Source organism: Pseudomonas sp. B21-019, assembly GCF_024749225.1.
Classification (GTDB): domain Bacteria; phylum Pseudomonadota; class Gammaproteobacteria; order Pseudomonadales; family Pseudomonadaceae; genus Aquipseudomonas.
In genome coordinates, this window is the sequence record NZ_CP087193.1 from 5,448,763 (window position 1) to 5,472,325 (window position 23,563).

Below are 23,563 nucleotides of genomic sequence, written 5' to 3' on the forward strand. Positions count from 1 at the left end.
CCTGTTCAGTCATGAACGGTTTCTCCGGTCTTCTTACTTTTGAACATATCCAGTGCAAGCATCACGGCACCGACAGAAATAGCACTGTCAGCAAAGTTGAACGCCGGGAAATACCAGCGGTTCTGCCAGTGCACCAGAATGAAATCGATCACATGGCCCAGGGCAATACGATCGTACAGATTGCCCAGCGCGCCACCCAGCACCAGGGCCAGCGCAATCGCCAGCCAGGTTTCGTTGCGCCCCAAGCGCTTGAGCCAGATCACCAGCACCGCACTGACCACCACCGCGATCAAGGCAAACAACCAGCGCTGCCAGCCGGAGCTGTCAGCCAGGAAGCTGAACGCCGCGCCAGTGTTGTAGGCCAGGGTCCAGCTGAATAAATCGGGGATCACCACGATTTGCTGGTACATCTCGAGCTTGCCTTCGAAGTAGAACTTGCTGGCCTGGTCGATGACCAGGACCAGCAAACTCAACCAGAGCCAGCTCAGCCGTCCGAAACGGCCAGCCGCATTAGGCATAGTGACGAACCTCGCCCGCGCCGCTGATGTTGTCGACGCAACGACCGCAGATTTCCGGATGTTCCGGGTTCACGCCGACGTCTTCACGGCAGTGCCAGCAACGGGCGCACTTGGCGTGAGCCGACTTGACGATCTTGAGCTTCAGGCCGCTGACTTCGGTGACCACGGCATCGGCCGGTGCCTGCACCAATGGCGCAACACTGGCGGTCGAAGTGATCAGCACGAAACGCAGTTCGTTGCTCAGCTTGGCCAGGTCGGCGCTCAGCGCGTCTTCGGCGAACAGCGTCACTTCGGCTTGCAGGTTGCCACCGACGGCCTTGGCTGCACGCTGGATTTCCATTTCCTTGTTGACCGCAACCTTGACCGCCATGATCCGGTCCCAGTAAGCGCGATCCAGCTCGAAGCCTTCCGGCAGTTCGCTCAGGCCTTCGTACCAGGTGTTGAGCATCACAGACTCGTTACGCTCGCCCGGCAGGTATTGCCACAGCTCGTCGGCGGTGAACGCCAGGATCGGCGCGATCCAGCGCACCAGCGCTTCGCTGATGTGGAACAGCGCGGTCTGGCACGAACGACGGGCCTTGCTGTCGGCGCCAGTGGTGTACTGGCGGTCCTTGATGATGTCCAGGTAGAAACCGCCCAGCTCCTGCACGCAGAAGTTGTGGATCTTGGAATAGACGTTCCAGAAGCGGTATTCGCCGTAGTGCTCCTGCAGCTCGCGTTGCAGCAACAGCGTGCGATCCACGGCCCAACGGTCCAGGGCGAGCATTTCTTCGGCCGGCAGGAGGTCGGTGGCCGGGTTGAAACCGGTCAGGTTGGAAAGCAGGAAGCGCGCGGTGTTACGGATACGCCGGTAAGCGTCCGCACTGCGTTGCAGGATCTGCTCGGAAACCGCCATTTCACCCGAGTAATCGGTGGAAGCGACCCAAAGACGCATGATGTCGGCGCCCAGGGTGTCGTTGACCTTCTGCGGCGCGATCACGTTGCCCAGGGACTTGGACATTTTGCGACCGGATTCGTCGACGGTGAAACCGTGGGTCAGCAGTTCGCGGTACGGTGCGTGGTCGTCGATGGCGCAACCGGTCAGCAACGACGAGTGGAACCAGCCGCGGTGTTGGTCCGAACCTTCCAGGTACAGGTCGGCGCGTGGGCCGGTCTCGTGACCCATCGGGTGCGAACCGCGCAGGACGTGCCAGTGCGTGGTGCCCGAGTCGAACCAGACGTCCAGGGTGTCGCTGATCTTGTCGTACAGGGGCGCTTCGTCACCGAGCAACTCGGCGGCGTCCATCTTGAACCAGGCTTCGATGCCTTCGACTTCGACGCGCTGGGCGACGATTTCCATCAGTTCGACGGTGCGTGGGTGCAGTTCGCCGCTTTCCTTGTTCAGGAAGAACGGGATCGGCACGCCCCAGTTGCGCTGACGGGAGATGCACCAGTCCGGACGGTTGGCGATCATCGAGTGCAGGCGCGCCTGGCCCCAGGCCGGGACGAATTTGGTGTCTTCGATGGCTTTGATCGCGCGTTTGCGCAGGGTGTCGCCCGCTGCTGGCTCTTTGTCCATGCCGATGAACCACTGCGCGGTGGCGCGGTAGATCAGCGGGGTCTTGTGACGCCAGCAATGCATGTAGCTGTGTTCGATGGTGGTGGTGTGCAGCAGCGCGCCGACTTCGGTCAGTTTATCGACGATGGCCGGATTGGCCTTCCAGATGAACTGGCCGCCGAAGAACTCCAGCGATGGCACATACACGCCATTGCTTTGCACCGGATTGATGATGTCATCGTTGACCATGCCGTACTTCTTGCAGGTCACGAAGTCGTCTACGCCGTAGGCTGGCGAGGAGTGAACCACGCCGGTGCCCGCGCCCAGTTCGACGTAGTCGGCCAGGTAAACCGGCGACAGGCGATCGTAGAACGGGTGACGGAAGTTGATCAGTTCCAGCGCTTTACCGGTAGTGGTGGCGATCACCGAACCTTCCAGGCTGTAGCGGGCCAGGCAGGACTCGACCAGTTCTTCAGCCAGTACCAGCAGCTTGTCGCCGACGTCGACCAGGGCGTAGTTGAACTCCGGGTGAACGTTCAGCGCCTGGTTGGCCGGGATAGTCCACGGAGTGGTGGTCCAGATCACGATCGAAGCAGGTTTGCCCAACGACGGCAGACCGAACGCGGCAGCCAGTTTGGCTTCGTCGGCGATCGGGAAGGCCACGTCGATGGTCGCGGACTTTTTGTTCTCGTACTCGACTTCCGCTTCAGCCAGGGCCGAACCGCAGTCAAAGCACCAGTTCACAGGCTTCAAGCCCTTGAACACGAAGCCACCCTTGACGATTTCCGCCAGGGCGCGGATTTCACCGGCCTCGTTTTTGAAGTCCATAGTTTTGTACGGGTTGGCGAAGTCGCCCAACACACCCAGACGGATGAATTCGGACTTCTGGCCTTCGATCTGCTCGGTGGCGTAGGCACGGCACAGTTCGCGGGTCTTGTCGGCGCCCAGGTTCTTGCCATGGGTCACTTCGACTTTGTGCTCGATCGGCAGACCGTGGCAGTCCCAGCCCGGAACATAAGGTGCGTCGAAACCCGACAGGGTTTTCGAGCGGATGATCATGTCCTTGAGAATCTTGTTCAGCGCATGACCGATGTGAATCGTGCCGTTGGCGTACGGAGGACCGTCGTGCAGTACGAACTTCGGACGATCCTTGCCAATCTCGCGCAACTTACCGTACAGGCCAATGCTGTCCCAGCGCTGCAGAATCTGCGGTTCGCGCTGAGGCAGGCCGGCCTTCATTGGGAAGGCGGTGTCCGGAAGGTTTAGCGTGGCTTTATAGTCGGTCATTTAAGGCTCTTCATTAGCGATTGGCGCTAGGTGCGACAGGGCACGGGCGGCGGCGATATCCGCATTGATCGCCGTCTTAAGCGCCTCCAGAGAGGCGAAACGCTGCTCTTCACGCAGCTTGTGGTGGAAAACCACCGTCAAACGCCGGTCATACAGATCGCCGGCAAAATCTAAAAGGTGCACTTCGAGGTGGGCTTTGCCATCCCCTTCGACCGTTGGCCGCACACCAATATTGGCGACGCCTGGCCAGGTCTTGCCATCGATGTCGACGCTGACCAGGTAAACCCCGCTCAACGGCACACGGCGACGCTTGAGTTGCACGTTGGCCGTGGGCGTACCCAGCTGGCGCGCCAGCTTCTGGCCGTGCAGGACCCGCCCGGCAATCCGGTACGGGCGACCGAGCAGTTGCTCGGCCAAGGCGAAATCGGCAGCCGCCAGAGCATTGCGGACCTGAGTGCTGCTGACACGAATGCCGTCCAGCTCGACGGTCTGCGCTGCTTCGACGGTAAAGCCCTGAAGGACGCCGGCCTGTTGCAAGTAGTCGAAATCCCCCAGCCGGTCGCAGCCAAACCGGAAATCGTCACCGACTTCCAGATGCTGCACGCCGAGGCCGTCCACCAGAATGGTATCGACGAATTCTCTGGCGCTGAGTTTGCTCAGGCGATGGTTGAAAGCCAGGCACAACACCCGGTCGACACCTTCTTCGGCCAACAACTGCAGTTTGTCCCGCAGACGAGCCAGACGGGCCGGGGCGGTTTCCGGAGCGAAGAACTCCCGCGGCTGCGGCTCGAAAATCACCACGCAGCTGGGCACGCCCAACTCGAGCGCACGCTCTCGCAGCCGGACCAGGATAGCCTGGTGGCCACGGTGAACACCGTCAAAGTTGCCAATAGTGGCGACACAGCCCCGATGCTGGGGGCGCAGGTTGTGGAGACCTCGAACCAGCTGCATAACGCGCTTCTTGCTCATAAAGTGGTCGATTATAACCACACCCGGCGGCCGACGACAGGCAACACCGTAACCCAAAGTAATCGAGCCGACAAAACTGCCGGTTCGCCCATGATTATCGAGATAACGTCTTCAGCTCAAGGCCTTGCGATTGAAGTCGCGCAAACGGAAGCCCATCAACAGCAACATGCCGAAATACGCCACGACGCCAGCGATCACCAATGCACCCAGACGCAGCAGCCGCTCAAGCATAGGCCCCTGCCCCCAGGCCGGCATAAAGTGCATCGCACCCAGCAATACTGCAGACATCACCGCTACCGCCACCAGCAATTTGAGCCCGAACTTCGCCCAGCCCGGTTGCGGCTGATACATCTGCTGCTTGCGCAGTTGATAAAAAAGCAAACCGGCGTTGATGCAGGCACCCGCGCTGATGGCCAGGGCCAGGCCGGCGTGCGCCAGCGGACCGATCAGCACCAGGTTGAACAGCTGGGTGACGATCAGGGTGAAAATCGCGATTTTCACCGGCGTGCGGATGTTTTGTTGCGCATAGAAGCCAGGTGCCAGCACTTTAATCACAATAATCCCCAGCAAGCCGACGGAATAAGCGATCAACGCACGCTGGGTCATGGCCGCATCGAAAGCACTGAACTGGCCGTACTGGAACAGTGAGGCCGTCAGCGGCTCAGACAGAATCCCCAGCGCCAGGGCGCACGGCAACACCAGCATGAAGCACAGGCGCAGCCCCCAATCGAGGATTCGCGAGTATTCGTGGCGATCCTGACTGGCATAGGTCTTGGCCAGGGTCGGCAACAAAATCGTGCCCAGCGCCACACCCAGCACGCCGGATGGCAACTCCATCAGGCGGTCGGCGTAATACATCCAGGACACGGAACCGGCCACCAGGAACGAGGCAAAAATAGTATTGATGATCAGCGAAATCTGACTCACAGAAACCCCGATGATCGCGGGCAGCATCTGTTTCATGACCCGCCAGACACCGCTATCGCGCAGATTCAGGCGCGGCAAAACCAGCATGCCGATTTTCTTCAGGTGTGGCAGTTGAAACAGCAACTGCGCCAGCCCGCCCACCAGAACAGCCCAACCCAGCGCCATCACCGGCGGATCGAAGTACGGCGTCAGGAATACCGCAAAGATGATCATGCTGACATTGAGCAGGGTCGGCACGAAGGCTGGCACCGAGAAGCGGTTCCAGGTGTTGAGGATCGCCCCGGCCAGCGATGACAGGGAGATCAGCAATATATAAGGAAAAGTGACCCGCAACAGATCGGTGGTCAGCTGGAATTTTTCCGGAGAATCGACAAAACCCGGTGCCGTGGCCCAGATAACCCAGGGGGCGGCGAGCATGCCCAACGCAGTGACCAGCGCCAGTACCAATGTCAGCAGGCCTGAGACGTAGGCAATGAAGGTCCGCGTCGCCTCCTCGCCCTTCTGGCTTTTGTATTCAGCAAGAATCGGCACAAAGGCCTGGGAAAACGCCCCTTCGGCAAAGATCCGCCGCAGCAGATTGGGCAGTTTGAAGGCGATAAAGAAGGCGTCGGTCGCCATTCCGGCACCAAATGCACGGGCGATTAGAGTGTCACGAACAAACCCCAACACCCGGGAAAGCATCGTGATAGAGCTGACAGCGGCCAACGATTTGAGCAGATTCATTGAAAGAGTTTGTGCCTGTCGATAAACAGCAGGCGAACAACGCGCCCACTTATGCGATACTCCGCGCCGCAACAGCACAGAGCCAAAGCTCGCGAGTTTACAGGTCGCGCGCCGGAAAGAAATATCCAGCGCACCGCCCCCTTGAAAACGTAGCGAGCGAAGGCAAGACAAGGCGAAAGCAGGCGAGAAAGCGGAGTTGACTTTAGTCAATGAGCATTTTGAGTCTGCTTTCAACGCTGTATTGCCGAGCGCAGTAGTTTTCATGGGGCCGGAACCGGCCACTTAGCGGAACGTCTCTTCCGCCCTTGACAAGCCATCAACTCATCGGCATGATTCGCGGCCTATTTTGTTTGCTATTTCCTAAAAAGTCTTTCGAGGAGCTCGACGGTGGCCAACACACCTTCCGCCAAAAAACGTGCAAAACAGGCTGAGAAGCGTCGCAGCCACAACGCCAGCCTGCGTTCCATGGTTCGTACCTACATCAAGAATGTAGTTAAAGCCATCGACGCAAAAGACGCTGCTAAAGCTCAAGCTGCTTACGTTCTGGCCGTGCCAGTTATCGACCGTATGGCCGATAAAGGCATCATCCACAAGAACAAAGCTGCTCGCCATAAGAGCCGTCTGAATGGCCACGTCAAGGCCCTGAACGTTGCCGCTGCTGCCTAAGCGACGCGCTCGTTAAAAAACCGACCTCAGGGTCGGTTTTTTATTGCCTGCGATTTAGCAAATGTGGCGAGGGGGCTTGCCCCCGTTCGATTGCGCAGCAATCGTAAACCGGTCACCACTTTCTGATTCAAGATCGCGGCAACTGATTACAGGGGCGCTTCGCACCCCAACGGGGGCAAGCCCCCTCGCCACACAGACTCCCACACCTGGACCTGCGTCAGATTACTGGGCGTGAGTCCACGGCAGAATCGGAATCGCCGTCACCGCATTCTGCGGACTGCCCTCGATCAAACGATCGCTGTAGACCAGATACACCAGGGTATTGCGTTTCTTGTCGAGGAATCGCACCACCTGCATAGTCTTGAATACCAGCGAGGTGCGCTCCTTGAACACCTCCTCGCCATCCTTGAGCTCACCCTTGAAGTTGATCGGCCCGACCTGGCGACATGCAATAGACGCTTCAGCGCGATCCTCGGCCAATCCCAGACCACCTTTCACGCCACCCGTCTTGGCGCGCGACAAGTAACAGGTCACGCCCTCCACCTTCGGATCATCAAACGCCTCGACAACGATACGGTCGTTCGGGCCGACGAATTTGAACACCGTCGACACCTGGCCAATCTCCTCGGCCGAGGCCAGCAGCGGCATCGCCAACAACAAGCCCAATAATCCTTTTGCCACACGCATTCAGGTATTCCTTCAGACCAGAATCAGGTTATCCCGGTGAACCAGCTCCGGCTCCGCCATGTAACCCAACAGACCGATAATCGCCTCAGACGACTGACCGATGATTTTTTGCGCTTCCAGAGCGCTGTAGTTAGCCAGGCCACGGGCGATTTCACGACCGTCCGGCGCCACACATACCACCATTTCGCCGCGACGGAAGCTGCCCTGGACCAGCTTTACACCTACCGGCAGCAAACTTTTATTGCCTTGGGACAGCGCGGTCACCGCACCCGCGTCCAGCACCAGCGTGCCGCGAGTCTGCAGATGCCCGGCCAGCCACTGTTTGCGGGCCGCCAGCATGCCGCGCTCAGGCGACAGCAAAGTGCCGATGCGCTCGCCAGCCTTGAGGCGATCCAGCACTCGCTCAATACGGCCACCAACGATGATGGTGTGCGCACCGGAGCGCGCCGCCAGACGCGCAGCGCGCAATTTGGTCTGCATGCCGCCACGCCCCAGTGCACCACCAGTGCCACCAGCTACCGCATCGAGCGCCGAATCATCGGCCCGCGCCTCGTAAATCAGCTTGGCGTCGGGATTGTTGCGCGGATCAGCGTCGAACATGCCGTCGCGATCGGTGAGGATCACCAGCAAATCAGCCTCGACCAGATTCGCCACCAGCGCCGCCAACGTGTCGTTATCGCCGAAACGGATTTCGTCAGTGACCACGGTGTCGTTTTCGTTGATCACCGGGATCACTTTCAACTCGACCAGCGCACGCAGGGTGCTACGAGCATTCAGGTAGCGCTTGCGGTCGGACAAATCGTCGTGAGTCAGGAGAATCTGTGCGGTATGCCGACCATGTTCGGCGAAGCTCGACTCCCAGGCCTGCACCAACCCCATCTGACCGATGGCGGCAGCCGCCTGCAACTCGTGCATCGCACTGGGTCGTGAGGTCCAGCCCAGACGGCTCATGCCCGCCGCCACCGCCCCAGAGGACACCAGCACCAGCTCAACGCCCGCCTCATGCAGGGCAACCATCTGCTCGACCCAGACACCCATTGCCGCGCGATCCAGGCCCTTGCCGTCCGCCGTCAGCAAAGCGCTGCCGATCTTCACGACCCAACGCTGCGCACCTGTCACCTTGCTCCGCATCATCTTCAACCTTAGCTTGAGGGCAGCGCGACCTGGCACTGCCCGTGACGTTATTCGTGATTCTTCGTGACCAACAGTCGATTTCCAGACACTAAAACGCCGCTCCTGTGAGCGGCGCTTAAGTTTATCGCAACGAATCAGTCACGCACGTAAATGATTTCCGGACCATCTTCGTCATCCACATCTTCTTCGTCCCAATCGTCGTCACCGATGTCATGGACCGACTTCACGCCGCTGCGGCGCAGGGCACGCTGATCGTCCAGCGCCTGCAACTGGGCGCGAGCTTCATCTTCGATGCGCTGATCGAGCTCAGCCAACTCTTCCTTGTAGGCCGGGTCGTTAGCCAGGCGATCGGCGCGATCTTCCAGGTAACGCATGATGTCGTGGCACAGACGCTCGGTGCCTTGCTTGGCGATCGCCGAGATCACATAGACCGGACCAGTCCACTCCAGACGATCAACGATCTCCTTGACGCGAGCATCGTGCTCTTCCTCAAGGATCTGGTCGCACTTGTTCAGCACCAGCCAGCGATCACGCTCAGCCAGGGACGGGCTGAACTTGGTCAGCTCGCTGACGATCACTTCAGCGGCATCCGGCGCACTGGTGTCATCCAGCGGCGCCATGTCGACGAGGTGCAGCAGCAGACGCGTACGCGACAAGTGCTTGAGGAAGCGAATCCCCAGGCCTGCGCCGTCGGAAGCACCTTCGATCAGGCCCGGAATATCCGCAACCACGAAGCTCTTCCAGCGATCGACACTGACCACACCCAGGTTCGGCACCAATGTGGTGAACGGGTAGTCAGCGACTTTCGGCTTGGCGGCCGACACCGAGCGAATGAAAGTACTTTTGCCGGCGTTCGGCAAACCGAGCAGACCGACGTCCGCCAACACCTTCATTTCCAGCTTCAGGTCGCGCTGCTCACCCGGCTTGCCCGGCGTGGTCTGGCGCGGCGCACGGTTGGTACTGGATTTGAAACGAGTGTTACCCAGACCGTGCCAGCCGCCCTGAACCACCATCAGCTTCTGGCCGGCCTTGGTCAGGTCGCCGATAACTTCCTGGGTGGCAGAGTCGATCACCGTGGTACCGACCGGCACCCGCAGGATCAGATCCTCACCTTTTTTGCCGGTGCAGTCGGTGCTGCCACCGTTGGAACCGCGCTCGGCATCGAAGTGCCGGGTGTAACGGTAGTCGACCAGGGTGTTCAGATTTTCGTCGGCCATCATGTAGATGGAACCGCCATCACCACCGTCGCCGCCGTTCGGGCCGCCGTTTTCAATGAATTTCTCTCGACGGAAACTCATGCAACCGTTGCCACCGTCGCCAGCCTTTACTCGAATCGATACTTCATCAACAAACTTCATAACAAAACGCCTCTCGCCATACGGACGAGCCGAAAAACAACCAAGACATAAGACTCTTGCAAAAATGAGCGCAGCGACCTCAATCAACGACCGCCAATACAGCGCTGGAGCCCATCACAAACAGCTTTGCAAGAGACTCACCCCACAAACGAAAAAGCCCCGTCGCAAGACAGGGCTTTTCCAGCGATCGCGCAATTAAGCTGCGACGACGCTCACGTAACGACGACCGAAGGCGCCTTTTACTTCAAACTTGATCACGCCTTCGATTTTCGCGAAGAGGGTGTGATCTTTACCCATGCCAACGCCGTAGCCAGCGTGGAATTGGGTGCCGCGCTGACGCACGATGATGTTACCGGCCTTGATGACCTGGCCGCCATACATCTTCACGCCAAGGCGTTTGGCTTCTGAGTCGCGACCGTTACGGGTACTACCACCAGCTTTTTTGTGTGCCATGAGTTCAATTCTCCTAGTGAGGAATTAGGCTGATTAAGCCTGAATACCGGTGATTTTGATCTCGGTGTACCACTGGCGGTGGCCCATACGCTTCATGTGGTGCTTACGGCGACGGAACTTGATGATGCGGACTTTATCGTGACGACCTTGGGAGATCACTTCAGCCACAACGGTAGCGCCAGGAACAACTGGAGCGCCGATATTCACGTCGTCGCCATTGGCAACCAACAGAACGCGATCAAAAGTTACGGATTCGCCGGTAGCGATTTCCAGTTTTTCGATCTTCAGGTATTCACCTGGAGCAACTTTGTACTGCTTGCCACCAGTAACGATTACTGCATAAGACATGGTATTTCTCCGATAATCCTGCTCACCCAGCTCTTTATAAGAAGAGGTATTGGCTGGCATGGCTGCATAAGGCTGGAAGGCCTGTTTGCATTGCGTAAGGCAGGTGCTGCCCAGGAAGTTCAGGGTGCGCGATTGTACGCAAGCTACTCTGGCGTTGCAAGTGGCCGTCCATCGCGCCTTGACAGGCCCGGACGTGGGTCCTAGCATGCCGCGCAACCCTTCTGGAGCAACTGTCGCTGATGCAACCCCAAGCTTTCTACCGCGCGGTGGCGGACGATTTTAGCGCCGTCGACGGCATCATCAAGAAGCAGCTGACTTCCCGAGTGCCGCTGGTATCGAAAATCGGCGACTACATTACCTCGGCTGGCGGTAAACGCCTGCGTCCCTTGCTCGTACTGCTATGCGGCAAGGCACTGGGCCGCGAAGGCGATGACCTGCGCCTGCTGGCCGCGACCATCGAGTTCCTGCACACCGCCACCCTGCTGCACGACGACGTCGTCGACATGTCCGGCATGCGCCGTGGCCGTTCGACCGCCAATGCCATGTGGGGCAACGCGCCGAGCGTGCTGGTGGGTGACTTCCTGTATTCGCGCTCTTTCGAAATGATGGTCGAACTGGGCTCCATGCCGGTGATGAAGATCCTTTCGCAAGCCACGCGCATCATCGCTGAAGGCGAAGTGTTGCAGCTGTCGAAGGTCCGCGACGCCAGCACCACCGAAGAAACCTACATGGAAGTCATTCGCGGCAAAACCGCGATGCTCTTCGAGGCTTCGACCCACAGCGCCGCAGCCCTGGCCGGCGCCTCGCTGGAACAGAGCGAAGCGCTGCGCACCTTTGGCGATCACCTGGGCGTAGCCTTCCAACTGGTCGACGACCTGCTGGACTACCGTGGCGATGCCGAGACCCTGGGCAAGAACGTCGGTGACGACCTGGCCGAGGGCAAGCCTACGCTGCCGCTGATCTACACCATGCGCGAAGGCACTCCGGAGCAGGCCGCGCTGGTTCGTCAGGCGATCCAGAAAGGTGGCATCGAAGACCTGGAAAGCATTCGCGAAGCGGTCGAAGCTTCCGGCTCGCTGGATTACACCGCGCAACTGGCCCGCGACTACGTGGCCCGTGCGATCAAGTGCCTCGACGCCCTGCCCGCCAGCGAATACCGCGATGCTCTGGTGGAATTGAGTGAATTTGCGGTCGCTCGCACGCACTGATTTCACAACAAAAGATCGCAGCCTCGTTTCACTCGACAGCTCCTACGGTGACCGCGTTAGTCAACATTCCTGTAGGAGCTGTCGAGCAGAGCGAGGCTGCGATCTTTTGATCTTTTGCTGCTCGCTCCCTCCCGCGATAAAACCCTATATAATGTGCGCTTTTTAGCCATCCTGAATCCAAGGAGCCTTAGTGAGCACGTTGCCACCCTGCCCGAAATGCAATTCCGAATACACCTACGAAGACGGCGCACAGCTGATCTGCCCGGAGTGCGCCCATGAGTGGTCCGCCAACGGCGAAGCCGAAGTAGCGTCCGACGATACCGTGAAAAAGGACTCGGTCGGCAACGTCCTGCAGGACGGCGATACCATCACCGTGATCAAGGACCTCAAGGTCAAAGGCACTTCCCTGGTGGTCAAGGTCGGCACCAAGGTCAAGAACATCCGCCTGTGCGATGGCGACCACGACATCGACTGCAAGATCGACGGCATCGGCCCGATGAAACTCAAATCCGAGTTCGTCAGAAAAGTCTGAGCCCGCTGTATTCCATCCCGCGCCCTGCGTGGGATGGTGCTTTACCCTCCCCGCGTCACCCAGCACTCCTCGCAATAGCCAAACGCCAGCCGTTTTGACCTTACGCAATCCTTACCCGATAAAAAACGCAAACCGCCAATAGGCCCTTGCTATTTAATGAATAGGAATTATTCTCATTGAAACCAATCAATGGAGATGAGACCCATGACTTATTTGATCGATGCCTGGCTGGACCGCCCACATCCCTACCTCAGAATCCTGCATCGGGAAACCGGGGAAGTCTGTGCGGTGCTTGAAGAAGAAGCCTTGAACGAGCTGCAGGATCAGGGTGATCTGGACGTCAATGGCCTGAGTTCCAGTGAGCCGGTGGTACTCAAGGAACTGGTGCGCAATCTATTTCTGTTTTGCTATGCCCGGGCGTTGCGCCCGAGTCATGACCTGAATACCAAGTTCGAGGTATGAAGATCATTTGTAAAAATGCCGGAGCTGGCCCTGCAGGAGCGGGCCAGCTCCAACACCGGGATTACAGAACGTCGAGCAGTTCGACGTCGAATACCAGTACGCTGTGCGGCGGAATACTGCCAACGCCTTGAGCGCCGTAAGCCAGTTCGCTCGGCACGTACAGACGCCATTTGCTGCCCGCGTTCATCAGTTGCAGGGCTTCGGTCCAGCCGGCGATAACGCCGCCCACCGGGAATTCTGCAGGCTGGCCGCGCTCGTAGGAGCTGTCGAACACAGTGCCGTCGATCAGAGTGCCGTGGTAGTGAGTGCGCACTTGATCCTCACGGGTTGGCTTGGCGCCTTCACCTTGGGTCAGCACTTCGAATTGCAGGCCCGAAGCCAGAGTAGTGATGCCTTCACGCTTGGCGTTTTCAGCCAGGAAAGCCAGGCCTTCGCCAGCAGCAGCTTCAGCCTTGGCAGCCGCTTCGGCTTGCATGATCTCGCGGATCACCTTGAAGCTGGCGGACATTTCTTCCTGGCCCACACGGCTTGGCTTACCGGCGAACGCGTCGGTCAGACCCGCCAGGATTGCGTCCAGGCTCACGCCCGGTGGCGGATTGTCACGCAGCTGGTCGCCCAACTGACGGCCAATGCCGTAGCTGACGCGGGTTTCATCGGTGGACAGATTTACTTCGGACATGACACTGCTCCGCTGTGCGGACGGCCCTGGAACTTGCCGTGCGTGCACAGCGCATCCCGGAGCGCCCGGAATCAAAAGGGCGAGCAGACTAGCACAGATGCCGCCACGTTGATGAGCGGCGTCAGCCCTGTTACGCAGTACGGAAGGTGCTCGGTAATTTCGGACTTTCCTCGGCGCTGGTACCGCACATTTCATCATGGGCCGAGGTATATACAACGTTGAATGGCTTGGGACAGGCGTGAAGCACTTCACGCGCATGCTCGACCGAGCGCAGCTGCAATGTCTCGCCATGAGCATCGAGCACTGGATGCGCCGCACCATGCATCCGAGCTTCCAGCACGTAGAACACGCCTTCCATCGAGATCAGGTTCAACTCATCGATCTTTCCGGCGATGGCATACGCATTCAACTCTTGCAGGTTCATGAGCGCACCTCACGCAGTGGAGAGCCAGGGTTCTTACAGGGATATGCCTCGACGCGCCAAAGTACAAGCCACAAACGACACCGCCCGTCTGTTTCGCAACAGACGGGCGGTGCGGTGGAGCAAGTAAGGGTGGATCAGTGCTTGGTCAGCTTGTCCAGATAACCCATGGCAAACGCCGACACCACGAAGGTCATGTGGATGATCACGTACCACTGCAAATGCTCAGGATCGACGTTCTTGGCGTCCATGAAAATCCGCAGCAAGTGGATCGACGAAATTGCCACGATGGAAGCCGCGACCTTCATCTTCAACGAAGACGAATCCATGGTGCCCAACCAGTTGAGCTTCTCCTTGCTGTCGTCGATATCCAGTTCGGAAACGAAGTTCTCGTAACCGGAAATCATCACCATTACCAGCAAGCCGCCTACCAGCGCCATGTCGATCAGCGACAACAACACCAGAATCAGATCCGACTCGGCCATCGAGAACACGTTAGGGATGACGTGGATGACTTCCTGGAAGAATTTCAGTGCCAACGCCAGCAAGCCCAGCGACAAACCGAAATAGATCGGCGCCAGCAACCAGCGGGAGGCGTACATTGTATTTTCGATAAAGCGTTCCATTGAATCTCACACAAGGGGCTGGAAATGGCGGCGAGTATAACAGCCGCCTGTTACACCCAGAAACCGCCGGAAAATCCGCAACCTGCGTGTGTGTGACAAAGTTTTTCTGCTAGTGTCCAGATCAATGACAGGTCAGCGACATCGGACAGGAAAACTGGAAATGGATGTGCGATTGCCCTTAACGAGTGCCGGACTTTGCCTCGCATTGCTGCTCGGTGGTTGTTCACCCAGCGATGAGAAACGCCAGGTCAGCCTCGAAGAAAAGACCGCGCAATTCGAAAAGTCTCTGGAGGCGATCAAGGATCCGAAACTCAAGGACGTCGTGACCGAACTCGGCGGTTCACTGCTGCTGCTTGAGCGTGCGCAACTCAAGCTCGACAGTAAACCGGTGGTCACCGAATACGGCGAAGATGCCCTCGCCGTATTCAAGCACTACCCCACGCCCCAGGCGCTGGTCGACACCTACATCAACGGGCTGTTCGTGCTGCACAAGGAGTCCAGCTCGGATTACCTGACCGATCTGCAACCGGTATTCCCCCTCCACTTCAACACCCCTGGCGCATTCCTTTTCCCTCATGACCTGGAATGGCAATCGGTGACCCTCAGCAACAAGCGCGTCATCGCGTTTCAGCCGGAATGGTCGGAAACCGATCCAGGAATCCAGCTGAGCCCGTCGAGCTCCAACCTGACCAACCCCGATGACTTGACGGTGACCTACCCCTTCATCGAAGGCCTGGGTGTGGACAAGAAGAACCTGCCACAACCGGTGAGTCTGCAAGGCAAGGTGGAGGTCATCGCCCCGCGCCGACTCTACAGCTTCGACCTGACGAAAAAGGACATCGGCCAGACGCGCACCAATGACAACCTCAGTGTCACGCTGCTGAAGCTTGAAAAAAACCATGCCGAAATCGAATTCAGTAACAGCGCACCACCAGCCCCCGAGGTTCGCGATACACCGCCCAACCCGCTGATCGTTCAGGCCAGGGACACCACCGGACAATTCCTCTCGCGCTCGGGCGCGATCAATGAAACCGCCGCGCAAATTGCGTTCTATCAAAAACAACTGGCGCAAATGCAACAGCAGAAAGCCTGGAGCGAAGCGTTCGAAAAACAGCTCGAGGACGACCAGCGCGCCTTTGAAAAACAACAAACCCGACAGTACGCCAAGGTGTACTTCAACGGACCGATCGACACGCTCGAAGTCAGCTTGCTGGACTTCTCGGCGGTCACGGTGACCCGCAAGAACCTAAACCTGCCGGTACGCCGCTTCGACCCGCACACGACGGAAAAAACCATCCAGCCACTGGCCTTGCCCGTGGTGGTATACGACGACCAGGCTGCGACCTGGCTCAAGGGTGCGACGCTGGACGAGAACCAACTGAAAAAAAGCATCAGTATCAGCCAGTCGATCGATGATCCAAGCGCCGCGCGCATCGATTTCGATCACCCCAGAAGCTTCAATGACGAACTGCTCGGCACCTCGTTCAATCCCGGCGAAAGTCCCGTGACGTTTTTTACCCAAGACAGCAATGGCCGGCGCGACGGGCCGATCGAGCTGCCACCGGAGGCGTATCAGGTCGACCCGCTACGCGGCAGCATCACCTACGATCTGAATCTGTTTGCAGAAACTCCGGCCTACGCAGTGGGCTCCATGCCGCTGTTCCTGGCGACTGTCGACAAGCAAACCTACGACGCCCACCAACTGCCCAAGGGCCTGGCGCTCAAAGGGAATGAGTTGGTGGTTGATCTGAAGCTGTTCCCCGACCAGGACTGGCGCTTTTTCGCCAAGGACGACAGTGGCAACTATCTGAAGGAGATTCTTTCGGTCAGTCACGACGCGAATGCGCAAGGTCCGGGGTTATTCGCAGTGCATTACTTCTACGGCCAGCCCACACGTCTGGAAACTTATCAGCGAACCAACCTCACCACCGTGCAATACGGTTTCGAGGTCAAACTCGACAAGACCGAGCCAGGTAACCTGGATCAATAGCCTGGATCAGCCTTCAGGTCGAAACCCGGGACCGGCAAGGTTGTGGAAACGGCCACCGTTGATCTCTCGCAACTGGGCTTGCAGGTGCAGGCACCAGATTTGCGGGTCATCGGCCAACTCGTAGCCATGCAGGGTCAGACTTTCGACGATGGTGTCGAGGATCGATTCAGCCACGACCGGCCCACGGAACGGGCCTTGAGCCTTGATGGCTGAAGGTTGCTCGCCGGCCATTCCGGCGGCAAAAAGCAAGGTCCACATGCCCGTATCTCCCGCCAGCGGGCGGATAGCACATTCGATACGGGTCACAAGGCCCAGGCATTGACGGGTGAGGCAGAGGTTGCGCGACATGGCGGCGACCCTCGGTAGATCCGGTATTCAGCCTCCACGGGAAGGCTGTCTCGATCCAGTGATAACTGTCGATATCCTTGAGCAGAGAATAGAAGAAAAGTTCAGCTCGCACGCGGCCCGCGGCCAGAAGGCGCCGAGTGGTCGCCGTGCAAATATTGACGCCAGACTTGTGGCGAGGGGGCTTGTCGGACCGCCGCACCGCCCCGTTGGGCAGCGAAGCGGCCCCGAAATTTATCAGACAGACCTCATCGCCGATTTGACGACTGCTACGCAGCCGAACGGGGCGGTGCGGCGGTCCGACAAGCCCCCTCGCCACAGGGAGCCTCCTCAGGTTCGAGATTGACTCAGGCTGGTTTGACTTCCAGCAATGCTTCCTGCGCCAACTCCTTTTCGGCCTCCTTGAGGTCTTCCTCGCTGACCATTTCAGCGATCACCCGCAAGCGTTCCACCACCCGCGCGTTGACGCTGCCCTCGGGAAAGTCGCCATTCTCATCCGGCGTACCGGCCGGCTCGCCGACCAACAGGCTCAGGGCTTCGTCGGCCTGGCGCACCGCGTAGACATGGAACTGCCCCGCGCGCACCGCCGCCAGCACCTTCTCGTCAAGCATCAGCGTGGCGACGTTAGCCTGAGGAATGATCGCTCCCTGCTCGCCCGTCAGGCCGCGAGCCTCGCAGAGCCGGAAGAAGCCTTCGATCTTCTCGTTGACCCCGCCTACCGCCTGCACTTCACCGAATTGGTTGATCGAACCGGTAATCGCAAAGCACTGCTTGAGTGGAGTTTTCGACAAGGCCGAGATCAGCGTGCAGGCCTCGCCCAACGATGCGCTGTCGCCGTCGACGTAACCGTAGGACTGCTCCAGGGCGATGCTTGCGGAAATCGCCAACGGGAATTCCTGGGCATAGCGGCTGCCCAGGTACCCGGTGAGGATCATCACGCCTTTGGAGTGAATCGGCTGGCCGAGGTTGACCTCGCGCTCGATGTCGACGATGCCGCTGCCGCCCGGATACACCGTGGCGGAAATCCGCGCCGGTATCCCGAAGGCCGAATCGCCGACTTCCAGTACCGTCAGCCCGTTGCACTTGCCGACCGCCGCGCCATCGGTGTCGATCAGAATGATCCCGGCCAGCATGTCATCGAGAATCCGCGCCGAAACTCGCCCGGTACGGGTAGCCTTGGCCTTGAGCGCACGCTCGATGTGCCCGGCGTCAGTCATCTCGTCACCCGCCAGGTCACGAATGAAATCTGCCTCGCTGACCAGTTGGAACAGATCGCCGATCCGTGCCGACAAACGTCCCTGGTGCTCGGCCAGACGTGCGCTGTAAGTCGCCAGACGCGCCACCGCATCCGCGGTCAGCGGCGCCATGCCTTCTTCCGAGGTACGGGTTTTGAGCAACTGGGCGAACTGCTCCAGGCTTTCGTCGACCATCGGAATGTCTTCATCGAAATCAACCAGGACGCGGAACATCTCCTGGAAGTCCGGATCGAGGTCTTGCAGCGTGTAGTAGAGCTGCCGGGCGCCGATGATCACGACTTTGACCTGCAACGGAATGTGTTGCGGCGTCAGCGTCACGGTGGCAAGACGGCCCAGCTCACCCAGTGGCGATTCCATTTTCAGCTTGCGCGATTGCAAGGCACGCTTGAGCGCATCCCACACGAATGGCTCGCTGAGCATTTTTTCCGCTTCGAGGATCAGGAAACCGCCGTTGGCCCGGTGCAAAGCACCCGGTCGCAGCTGCCGATAGGTGGTGTAGAGCGCACCCTGATCGGTGCTGTATTCGATGCGGCCGAACAGGTTGTCGTAGGTCGGGTGCGGCTCGAACACCACCGGCGCACCGCCGCTGTGCGGATGCCCGACCACCAGGCTCGGGGCGTATTGCTCTTCAAGCAATTTGCGGGCGACGGCGTCGGTCTTGCTGTCGTCCACCAGTTGCTCGACCACCGTTTTAAGCAGGTACACCTGCATCGCTTGCAAGTAACCGCAAACGCCTGCGTTTTCCGCGTACTTTTCCGACAGCGGCGCCAGCAATGGCTGCAAGGCCAGAGTGATGGTTTCTTCGTTGAGCTGGCGCAGCTGATTGCTCGACTCGCGCTTCCATTGCGGCAGGCTGGCGAGTTCTTCGTTCAACCGCTCTTCGAGCCCGGAAATGTCATCATGAAAGCGCTCGCGCTCGGCTTCCGGCAACTGGGCGAATTCCGCCTCATCCAGGGCCTTGCCTTCGCTCATCGGGGTGAAGGCAATGTTGCTGCTGTCGCGGTAGAGCGCGACGTCTTTCTCCAGCGCCAGACGCTCGATCACATCCAGCGCACGGTCATAACGCTGGTTGAAGGCGCGATCGATGGCGCTTTTCTTCTGCTGGTAGGACGGGTGCTCGAACACTGCCGGAAAGGTCGCCAGCAGGTTGTCGATCAAGCCGTTGATGTCACCGATAAAGGCGCCGGCGGTGCCCGACGGCAATTCCAGGGCGCGAGGCTCGCGAGGCTCATCGAAATTATTGACGTAGACCCAGTCGGCCGGGGTCTGCAGGCGTTTGCCTTCGGCCTTGAGGTAGCGTTTGACGAACGAAAACCGGCCGGTGCCGGGCTCGCCCATGACGAACACGTTGTAACCGGGGCGCGGCATGGCCACACCGAACTGCAAGGCTTCGACCGCACGTTCCTGGCCAAGCACACCGCGAAAGGGCTCCAGATCATTGGTGGTAGAGAAGCTGAACTGTTCAGCGGAAAACGGACGGGTCAGCGCTTCAGGCGCTAGACGCAAGCTGGCAGCAACAGGATCAGGCATCGGGCTTCCTTACATCAGGCGGGGCAGATAACGGCATTCTGGCGCTGCCCGTACCCACTGGCAAGGCGCACCTCAAGCCAAAGCTTAGACAAGCCCCCATCCTCGGGCCGCGCGGGTCAAAATCAAGGTTTTCAGGGAATGTTTCGCAAAAAATCACGGAACCCCTGGAACCTGCCTAAACTCCAAACTGCGCGGCTGGAACGAATAACCGGCCCACTGGCACCATTAGGGGCCAGCACCCTGTCCATTGGTATGCACACAAAGAGAACATAGCTATGAAACGGATTCTTCTTGGTACTCTCTTCACCGTTGTATCCATCAACGCCATGGCTCAGGCGCCAGGCGGTCCGGACTGCGGTTGGGGCAACATGCTGTTCGAAGGTCAGCGTGGCACCCCGGCACACTTCCTGGCATCCACCACCAACGGCACCTCAGGTAACGCAACTTTCGGCATGACCTCCGGTACCAACGGTTGCTCGACCAATGCGGCGCTGACCTATGGCGGCAAATCCTGGCTCGCCATGAATGGCATGATGAACGAGCTGTCCGAAGACATGGCTAAAGGTCAGGGTGAAGCGCTGACCACTTACGCCGTGGTACTGGGTGTGGCGCCGGAAGACCGTGCGCACTTCGCCACCGTGACTCATCAACACTTCCAGCAAATTTTCAGCAAAGCTGACGTGACCGCTGAGGATGTGCATACCAACACCCTGGCCGTACTGAAGAACGATCCTCGTCTGGCCAAGTACGCCACTCAAGCTTAAGCTCGACCCGTCCCGCTCTCTTTGGGGAGCGGGTTTTATTTTTTGACCCTGGCTCTTTTTCGCTGCCTCCTTGGGTCTTCGTTTCTTTCGACTTAAGTTGCTCACTATGCTCAAACGCCTTGCCTGGCTGGCGCTCTGTGTCTGCGCCCCGCTGTCCGCCGCGCCCCACATCGACAATCAACGTTTGCAGCAACTGGCCAACGACCCCTTCTGGATTTCGCTGGGTCATTACGAAACCGCCAAGCTCGGTGGCTGGCGCAGCTATGTCAGCGACAAAAAATTCTTTCTCGCCTCCGACGGCAACGAACACCCCGACCGCGAACTGGCGGCGACCGTACAGGCGCTGTATGCCCCGACCAGTGCCGGCGAGCAGCATGCGCAATGCGTCTATCCGGCCCGTACTCGCTGGCTCAAGGCGCAACTTGACCTGACGGATCTGCCGTCGCTGGACTGTGCTGAATTCAAGCAATGGTTCAAGGACGTTTCGCCCCACAGTGCGGTGATGATTTTCCCGGCCGCCTACCTGAACAGCCCGTCGTCGATGTTCGGCCATACCTTGCTGCGCATCGATCAGGCCGATGTGCAGCGCGACAAGACCTCGCTGCTGAGTTACGCGATCAACTTCGGCGCCTACATCGAAGGGTCGGACAACAGCATTTTGTACGCGTGGAAAGGCCTGATGGGTGGTTATCCGGGGCTGTTTGCACTGGTGCCCTATCAGGAAAAACTCTCGGAATACCGTAGCCTCGAAAACCGCGACCTATGGGAATACCGCTTGAACCTGACCCAGCAGGAAACCGAGCGCATGGTCGAGCATGTCTGGGAGCTCAAGCAGATCCAGTTCGACTACTTCTTCTTCGATGAAAACTGCTCCTATCGCCTGCTTGAGCTGCTGCAGGTGGCGCGGCCGGGCCTGAAGCTGACCGATCAGTTCCCGTTGACCGCCATTCCCACCGACACCGTCAAAGCGGTGAAACAGGCCGGACTCGTGGAGTCGATCGAATATCGCCCGTCCCGCGAGCGTGAACTGCTGAGCCGCGCGCAGCCGTTGACCGATGAAGAGCAGCAGTGGGTGCTGAAAGTCAGCGCCGATCAGAAGCAATTGCAGGAACCGGCGTTCAAGGCGCAACCGCGCGCGCGACAGGCGTTGATCATCGATGCGGCCTATCGTCTGGAGCGTTATCGCGCCAACGGCCAGGAACGTGACCCGCAACGAGCTCAGCGCAGTTTTGAATTACTGCGCGCGATCAATCAAAACCCGCCTCCTGAACTGGATATTGCGCGACCTGGCTTGCCCGAGGATGGCCACGAGTCCCGCACCTGGCAGGCCGGCATCGGCACCCGGGGCGACAAAGCCTTCGGCGAATATGGCCTGCGCATGGCCTACCACGACCTCAACGACAACGCTGAAAGTTTCCCCCTTGGCGCGCAGATCGAAATCCTGCAGATGAAGCTGCGCCAATACGAAGGCAATCACTGGCAGTTGCAGCAACTGGACCTGGCGACCATCCGCTCCCTGACCCCGCGCAACGCGCTGTTGCAGCCGCTGTCGTGGCAAGTCACCGGCGGCCTGGAACGTGTACCGGGCAAGCATGATGACGAAACCCTGGTCAGTCATGTCAATGGTGGTGGCGGCGGGACCTGGCAACTGAGCGACGACATGCTCGGGTTCGCCTTGGGCACCGTGCGCGTGGAGCACAACAACGACTTCGCGGGCTTCATTGCCCCGGCAGCGGGCTTCAACAGCGGTTTGCTGTGGAAAAACCCGCTGGGGAATTTCAGCCTGGAAGCCAAGGGCGATTACTTCACCAACGGCGAAGTGCGCCGGAGCATGAGCCTGAATCAGCAGTGGGAGTTGTCGCGCAACCTCGGGCTGCGCCTGAGTGCCCAACGCGAATTCAGCCATCTGGCATCTCCTGAAAACGAAGTGATGCTTGAAGTGAAGTGGTATCACTATTGATCGTTGCTTAACCGCAAAAGATCGCAGCCTTCGGCAGCTCCTACAGGACCGCATGTAACCGCACTTTTTGTAGGAGCTGCCGAAGGCTGCGATCTTTTGACCTTTCTTTCACTCCCATCCGACAAATCCGCTTCTAGACTTCCCCTATAGGCCGTTGAACGGCCCTGGAGTCCGAGATGTGGCGTTGCGTGGGTGTGTTGGGGTTTTTGCTATTGATTACAGGGTGTCAGTCCACCCACGAGGATCTGATCGCCAAAGGGTATCCGCCGGCGTTCGCCGATGGCTTCGATGACGGTTGCAGCAGCGGTCGACAAGCCGCCGGGGCGATTACCGGTGAATTTCGCAAAAACGTCCCGCGCTACCTCAAGGACAAGCAATACGCCGAAGGCTGGACCGATGGCTTCCGTCAGTGCCAGGCCATGCGCGAAAACGAGGATCGAAACGAGTACAGGGAACGCCATTGGGACGAGCGCGAACGGGCCTGGCAACAGCAGAAAGACCGGGACGCCGCGCGAGCCTATCGCTCGCAATAAGTCGTTTACAGACATTTGTCGAAACTTAAAGCCTGCGACCATGGCCCAAACCCTATAACGGGAGAAAAGCATGAGTCGCGCCTTCGTCAATGAAGATAACGCCGCCGCACAAGCCGACCTGCCAGTCGAACGACAGGTCAGCGCGCAGCCCAATTACGTCACGCCCGCCGGGCTCATGCAGCTTCAGGCGAAAGTCGCCGCGCTGCAAAGCCTGCTCGACGAGGAAAGCGCCAAAGGTGACCTGGCCGACAAGCAGCGCCAGGCTGACCTCGATCGCGACTGGCGCTACTTCAAGCAGCGCCTGCAAAGCGCACAGGTGGTCGCACAAGCCTCCTCGACCGACAAAGTGCAGATTGGCAATTGGGTGACCTTTGCCGACGAGCACGATCATGAACAGCGCGTGCAATTGGTCGGAGAAGACCAGGCGGATGCCGCCCATGGGCTGATCAATTGGAGTTCGCCGCTGGGACGGGCGTTGCTGGGCGCGCACAAGGGCGATGAAGTGCTGTGGAAGCGGCCGGCGGGGGATTTGGTGATTGAGGTGCTGGCCATAGAGATCGGGTGATCTTCAGGCCGCCACGATCTTGCTGAACGCCCATAAAAAAACGGAGCCCCCGAAAGGCTCCGTTTTTTTTATGCGACCAACCTGA

23 protein-coding genes are annotated in these 23,563 nt (G+C 59.0%); 9 read left to right on the forward strand and 14 right to left on the reverse strand.

The genetic code is table 11. The features are described from left to right. Positions 1 to 5: 5 nt before the first annotated feature. From lspA to murJ, 4 genes are all read right to left on the reverse strand, one after another. A complete protein-coding gene (lspA, locus tag LOY36_RS24445; RefSeq protein ID WP_007938422.1) occupies positions 6 to 518 on the reverse strand; it encodes a signal peptidase II in 513 nt (170 codons plus the stop codon). Continuing rightward, positions 511 to 3,342, reverse strand: a complete 2,832-nt coding sequence (gene ileS, locus LOY36_RS24450) for an isoleucine--tRNA ligase (protein ID WP_204124866.1) — start codon at positions 3,340 to 3,342, stop codon at positions 511 to 513. Before ileS ends, lspA begins: the two co-directional genes overlap by 8 nt. Continuing rightward, the gene (ribF, locus tag LOY36_RS24455) at positions 3,343 to 4,293 is read right to left on the reverse strand and encodes a bifunctional riboflavin kinase/FAD synthetase (protein WP_019650963.1); all 951 of its coding nucleotides are present in this window, start codon (positions 4,291 to 4,293) and stop codon (positions 3,343 to 3,345) included. It abuts the gene before it with no gap. Positions 4,294 to 4,422: 129 nt separating this feature from the next. Beyond that, positions 4,423 to 5,961, reverse strand: a complete 1,539-nt coding sequence (gene murJ / locus LOY36_RS24460; protein ID WP_258671197.1) for a murein biosynthesis integral membrane protein MurJ — start codon at positions 5,959 to 5,961, stop codon at positions 4,423 to 4,425. Between the two features lie 387 nt (positions 5,962 to 6,348). Here murJ and rpsT point away from each other — a divergent pair, with 387 nt between their 5' ends. Continuing rightward, positions 6,349 to 6,627 carry a 30S ribosomal protein S20 gene (gene rpsT, locus LOY36_RS24465; RefSeq protein ID WP_007901883.1) on the forward strand — a complete coding sequence of 93 codons (279 nt, stop codon included), beginning with the start codon at positions 6,349 to 6,351 and terminating at the stop codon, positions 6,625 to 6,627. A gap of 222 nt (positions 6,628 to 6,849) precedes the next feature. Here rpsT and LOY36_RS24470 read toward each other — a convergent pair whose 3' ends face one another. The 5 genes from LOY36_RS24470 to rplU form a co-directional block, all read right to left on the reverse strand. Further along, a complete protein-coding gene (locus tag LOY36_RS24470; RefSeq protein WP_007938427.1) occupies positions 6,850 to 7,314 on the reverse strand; it encodes a CreA family protein in 465 nt (154 codons plus the stop codon). Between the two features lie 12 nt (positions 7,315 to 7,326). Then, on the reverse strand, positions 7,327 to 8,445 hold the full coding sequence (gene proB / locus LOY36_RS24475) for a glutamate 5-kinase (protein ID WP_258674218.1): 1,119 nt from the start codon (positions 8,443 to 8,445) through the stop codon (positions 7,327 to 7,329). Between the two features lie 137 nt (positions 8,446 to 8,582). Continuing rightward, on the reverse strand, positions 8,583 to 9,806 hold the full coding sequence (cgtA, locus tag LOY36_RS24480; protein WP_018925882.1) for an Obg family GTPase CgtA: 1,224 nt from the start codon (positions 9,804 to 9,806) through the stop codon (positions 8,583 to 8,585). A gap of 195 nt (positions 9,807 to 10,001) precedes the next feature. Continuing rightward, entirely contained in the window at positions 10,002 to 10,259 is a 258-nt protein-coding gene (gene rpmA, locus LOY36_RS24485; RefSeq protein ID WP_003228360.1) for a 50S ribosomal protein L27, read from the reverse strand. Between the two features lie 33 nt (positions 10,260 to 10,292). Then, positions 10,293 to 10,607 carry a 50S ribosomal protein L21 gene (rplU, locus tag LOY36_RS24490; RefSeq protein WP_007901869.1) on the reverse strand — a complete coding sequence of 105 codons (315 nt, stop codon included), beginning with the start codon at positions 10,605 to 10,607 and terminating at the stop codon, positions 10,293 to 10,295. 239 nt (positions 10,608 to 10,846) lie between these two features. Between rplU and LOY36_RS24495 the strand changes: the two genes are divergently transcribed. The 3 genes from LOY36_RS24495 to LOY36_RS24505 all read left to right on the forward strand — a co-directional run bounded on the left by LOY36_RS24495 (position 10,847) and on the right by LOY36_RS24505 (position 12,809). Beyond that, entirely contained in the window at positions 10,847 to 11,815 is a 969-nt protein-coding gene (locus tag LOY36_RS24495; protein WP_019650960.1) for a polyprenyl synthetase family protein, read from the forward strand. A gap of 190 nt (positions 11,816 to 12,005) precedes the next feature. Next, positions 12,006 to 12,347 carry a zinc ribbon domain-containing protein YjdM gene (locus LOY36_RS24500; RefSeq protein ID WP_007938431.1) on the forward strand — a complete coding sequence of 114 codons (342 nt, stop codon included), beginning with the start codon at positions 12,006 to 12,008 and terminating at the stop codon, positions 12,345 to 12,347. A gap of 204 nt (positions 12,348 to 12,551) precedes the next feature. Next, positions 12,552 to 12,809, forward strand: coding sequence for a hypothetical protein (locus tag LOY36_RS24505; RefSeq protein ID WP_018925879.1), 258 nt, complete (start codon positions 12,552 to 12,554; stop codon positions 12,807 to 12,809). 61 nt (positions 12,810 to 12,870) lie between these two features. On the opposite strand, the gene LOY36_RS24510 is transcribed toward LOY36_RS24505, so the two are convergent. From LOY36_RS24510 to LOY36_RS24520, 3 genes are all read right to left on the reverse strand, one after another. Continuing rightward, positions 12,871 to 13,488 (reverse strand): FKBP-type peptidyl-prolyl cis-trans isomerase, encoded by a 618-nt coding sequence (locus LOY36_RS24510; RefSeq protein WP_007938433.1) that lies wholly within the window; start codon positions 13,486 to 13,488, stop codon positions 12,871 to 12,873. 130 nt (positions 13,489 to 13,618) lie between these two features. Beyond that, positions 13,619 to 13,912 (reverse strand): DUF6482 family protein, encoded by a 294-nt coding sequence (locus tag LOY36_RS24515; RefSeq protein ID WP_258671198.1) that lies wholly within the window; start codon positions 13,910 to 13,912, stop codon positions 13,619 to 13,621. Between the two features lie 134 nt (positions 13,913 to 14,046). Further along, complete coding sequence (locus LOY36_RS24520) at positions 14,047 to 14,535, reverse strand: TIGR00645 family protein (protein WP_007938436.1); 489 nt, start codon at positions 14,533 to 14,535, stop codon at positions 14,047 to 14,049. 160 nt (positions 14,536 to 14,695) lie between these two features. On the opposite strand from LOY36_RS24520, the gene LOY36_RS24525 reads away from it, so the two are divergent. Next, positions 14,696 to 16,525, forward strand: coding sequence for a hypothetical protein (locus tag LOY36_RS24525; protein WP_258671199.1), 1,830 nt, complete (start codon positions 14,696 to 14,698; stop codon positions 16,523 to 16,525). A gap of 6 nt (positions 16,526 to 16,531) precedes the next feature. Here LOY36_RS24525 and LOY36_RS24530 read toward each other — a convergent pair whose 3' ends face one another. Then, the gene (locus LOY36_RS24530) at positions 16,532 to 16,873 is read right to left on the reverse strand and encodes a hypothetical protein (RefSeq protein WP_019581273.1); all 342 of its coding nucleotides are present in this window, start codon (positions 16,871 to 16,873) and stop codon (positions 16,532 to 16,534) included. 344 nt (positions 16,874 to 17,217) lie between these two features. Then, a complete protein-coding gene (locus tag LOY36_RS24535) occupies positions 17,218 to 19,656 on the reverse strand; it encodes a Lon protease family protein (protein ID WP_019650957.1) in 2,439 nt (812 codons plus the stop codon). 275 nt (positions 19,657 to 19,931) lie between these two features. On the opposite strand from LOY36_RS24535, the gene LOY36_RS24540 reads away from it, so the two are divergent. From LOY36_RS24540 to LOY36_RS24555, 4 genes are all read left to right on the forward strand, one after another. Next, entirely contained in the window at positions 19,932 to 20,420 is a 489-nt protein-coding gene (locus LOY36_RS24540; RefSeq protein ID WP_019650956.1) for a DUF3015 domain-containing protein, read from the forward strand. A gap of 106 nt (positions 20,421 to 20,526) precedes the next feature. Then, positions 20,527 to 22,380, forward strand: coding sequence for a DUF4105 domain-containing protein (locus LOY36_RS24545; RefSeq protein WP_258671200.1), 1,854 nt, complete (start codon positions 20,527 to 20,529; stop codon positions 22,378 to 22,380). Positions 22,381 to 22,556: 176 nt separating this feature from the next. Next, a complete protein-coding gene (locus tag LOY36_RS24550; RefSeq protein WP_258671201.1) occupies positions 22,557 to 22,913 on the forward strand; it encodes a hypothetical protein in 357 nt (118 codons plus the stop codon). A gap of 70 nt (positions 22,914 to 22,983) precedes the next feature. Further along, on the forward strand, positions 22,984 to 23,478 hold the full coding sequence (locus LOY36_RS24555; protein ID WP_258671202.1) for a GreA/GreB family elongation factor: 495 nt from the start codon (positions 22,984 to 22,986) through the stop codon (positions 23,476 to 23,478). The last annotated feature ends 85 nt before the right edge of the window (positions 23,479 to 23,563 follow it).

Excerpts from the sequence above, each read along its gene's own strand:
- lspA (WP_007938422.1), bottom strand. The coding sequence starts at position 518 with ATGCCTAATGCGGCTGGCCGTTTCGGACGGCTGAGCTGGCTCTGGTTG.
- ileS (WP_204124866.1), bottom strand. The coding sequence starts at position 3,342 with ATGACCGACTATAAAGCCACGCTAAACCTTCCGGACACCGCCTTCCCA.
- ribF (WP_019650963.1), bottom strand. The coding sequence starts at position 4,293 with ATGCAGCTGGTTCGAGGTCTCCACAACCTGCGCCCCCAGCATCGGGGC.
- murJ (WP_258671197.1), bottom strand. The coding sequence starts at position 5,961 with ATGAATCTGCTCAAATCGTTGGCCGCTGTCAGCTCTATCACGATGCTT.
- LOY36_RS24470 (WP_007938427.1), bottom strand. The coding sequence starts at position 7,314 with ATGCGTGTGGCAAAAGGATTATTGGGCTTGTTGTTGGCGATGCCGCTG.
- proB (WP_258674218.1), bottom strand. The coding sequence starts at position 8,445 with ATGCGGAGCAAGGTGACAGGTGCGCAGCGTTGGGTCGTGAAGATCGGC.
- cgtA (WP_018925882.1), bottom strand. The coding sequence starts at position 9,806 with ATGAAGTTTGTTGATGAAGTATCGATTCGAGTAAAGGCTGGCGACGGT.
- rpmA (WP_003228360.1), bottom strand. The coding sequence starts at position 10,259 with ATGGCACACAAAAAAGCTGGTGGTAGTACCCGTAACGGTCGCGACTCA.
- rplU (WP_007901869.1), bottom strand. The coding sequence starts at position 10,607 with ATGTCTTATGCAGTAATCGTTACTGGTGGCAAGCAGTACAAAGTTGCT.
- LOY36_RS24495 (WP_019650960.1), top strand. The coding sequence starts at position 10,847 with ATGCAACCCCAAGCTTTCTACCGCGCGGTGGCGGACGATTTTAGCGCC.
- LOY36_RS24505 (WP_018925879.1), top strand. The coding sequence starts at position 12,552 with ATGACTTATTTGATCGATGCCTGGCTGGACCGCCCACATCCCTACCTC.
- LOY36_RS24510 (WP_007938433.1), bottom strand. The coding sequence starts at position 13,488 with ATGTCCGAAGTAAATCTGTCCACCGATGAAACCCGCGTCAGCTACGGC.
- LOY36_RS24515 (WP_258671198.1), bottom strand. The coding sequence starts at position 13,912 with ATGAACCTGCAAGAGTTGAATGCGTATGCCATCGCCGGAAAGATCGAT.
- LOY36_RS24520 (WP_007938436.1), bottom strand. The coding sequence starts at position 14,535 with ATGGAACGCTTTATCGAAAATACAATGTACGCCTCCCGCTGGTTGCTG.
- LOY36_RS24525 (WP_258671199.1), top strand. The coding sequence starts at position 14,696 with ATGGATGTGCGATTGCCCTTAACGAGTGCCGGACTTTGCCTCGCATTG.
- LOY36_RS24530 (WP_019581273.1), bottom strand. The coding sequence starts at position 16,873 with ATGTCGCGCAACCTCTGCCTCACCCGTCAATGCCTGGGCCTTGTGACC.
- LOY36_RS24535 (WP_019650957.1), bottom strand. The coding sequence starts at position 19,656 with ATGCCTGATCCTGTTGCTGCCAGCTTGCGTCTAGCGCCTGAAGCGCTG.
- LOY36_RS24540 (WP_019650956.1), top strand. The coding sequence starts at position 19,932 with ATGAAACGGATTCTTCTTGGTACTCTCTTCACCGTTGTATCCATCAAC.
- LOY36_RS24545 (WP_258671200.1), top strand. The coding sequence starts at position 20,527 with ATGCTCAAACGCCTTGCCTGGCTGGCGCTCTGTGTCTGCGCCCCGCTG.
- LOY36_RS24550 (WP_258671201.1), top strand. The coding sequence starts at position 22,557 with ATGTGGCGTTGCGTGGGTGTGTTGGGGTTTTTGCTATTGATTACAGGG.
- LOY36_RS24555 (WP_258671202.1), top strand. The coding sequence starts at position 22,984 with ATGAGTCGCGCCTTCGTCAATGAAGATAACGCCGCCGCACAAGCCGAC.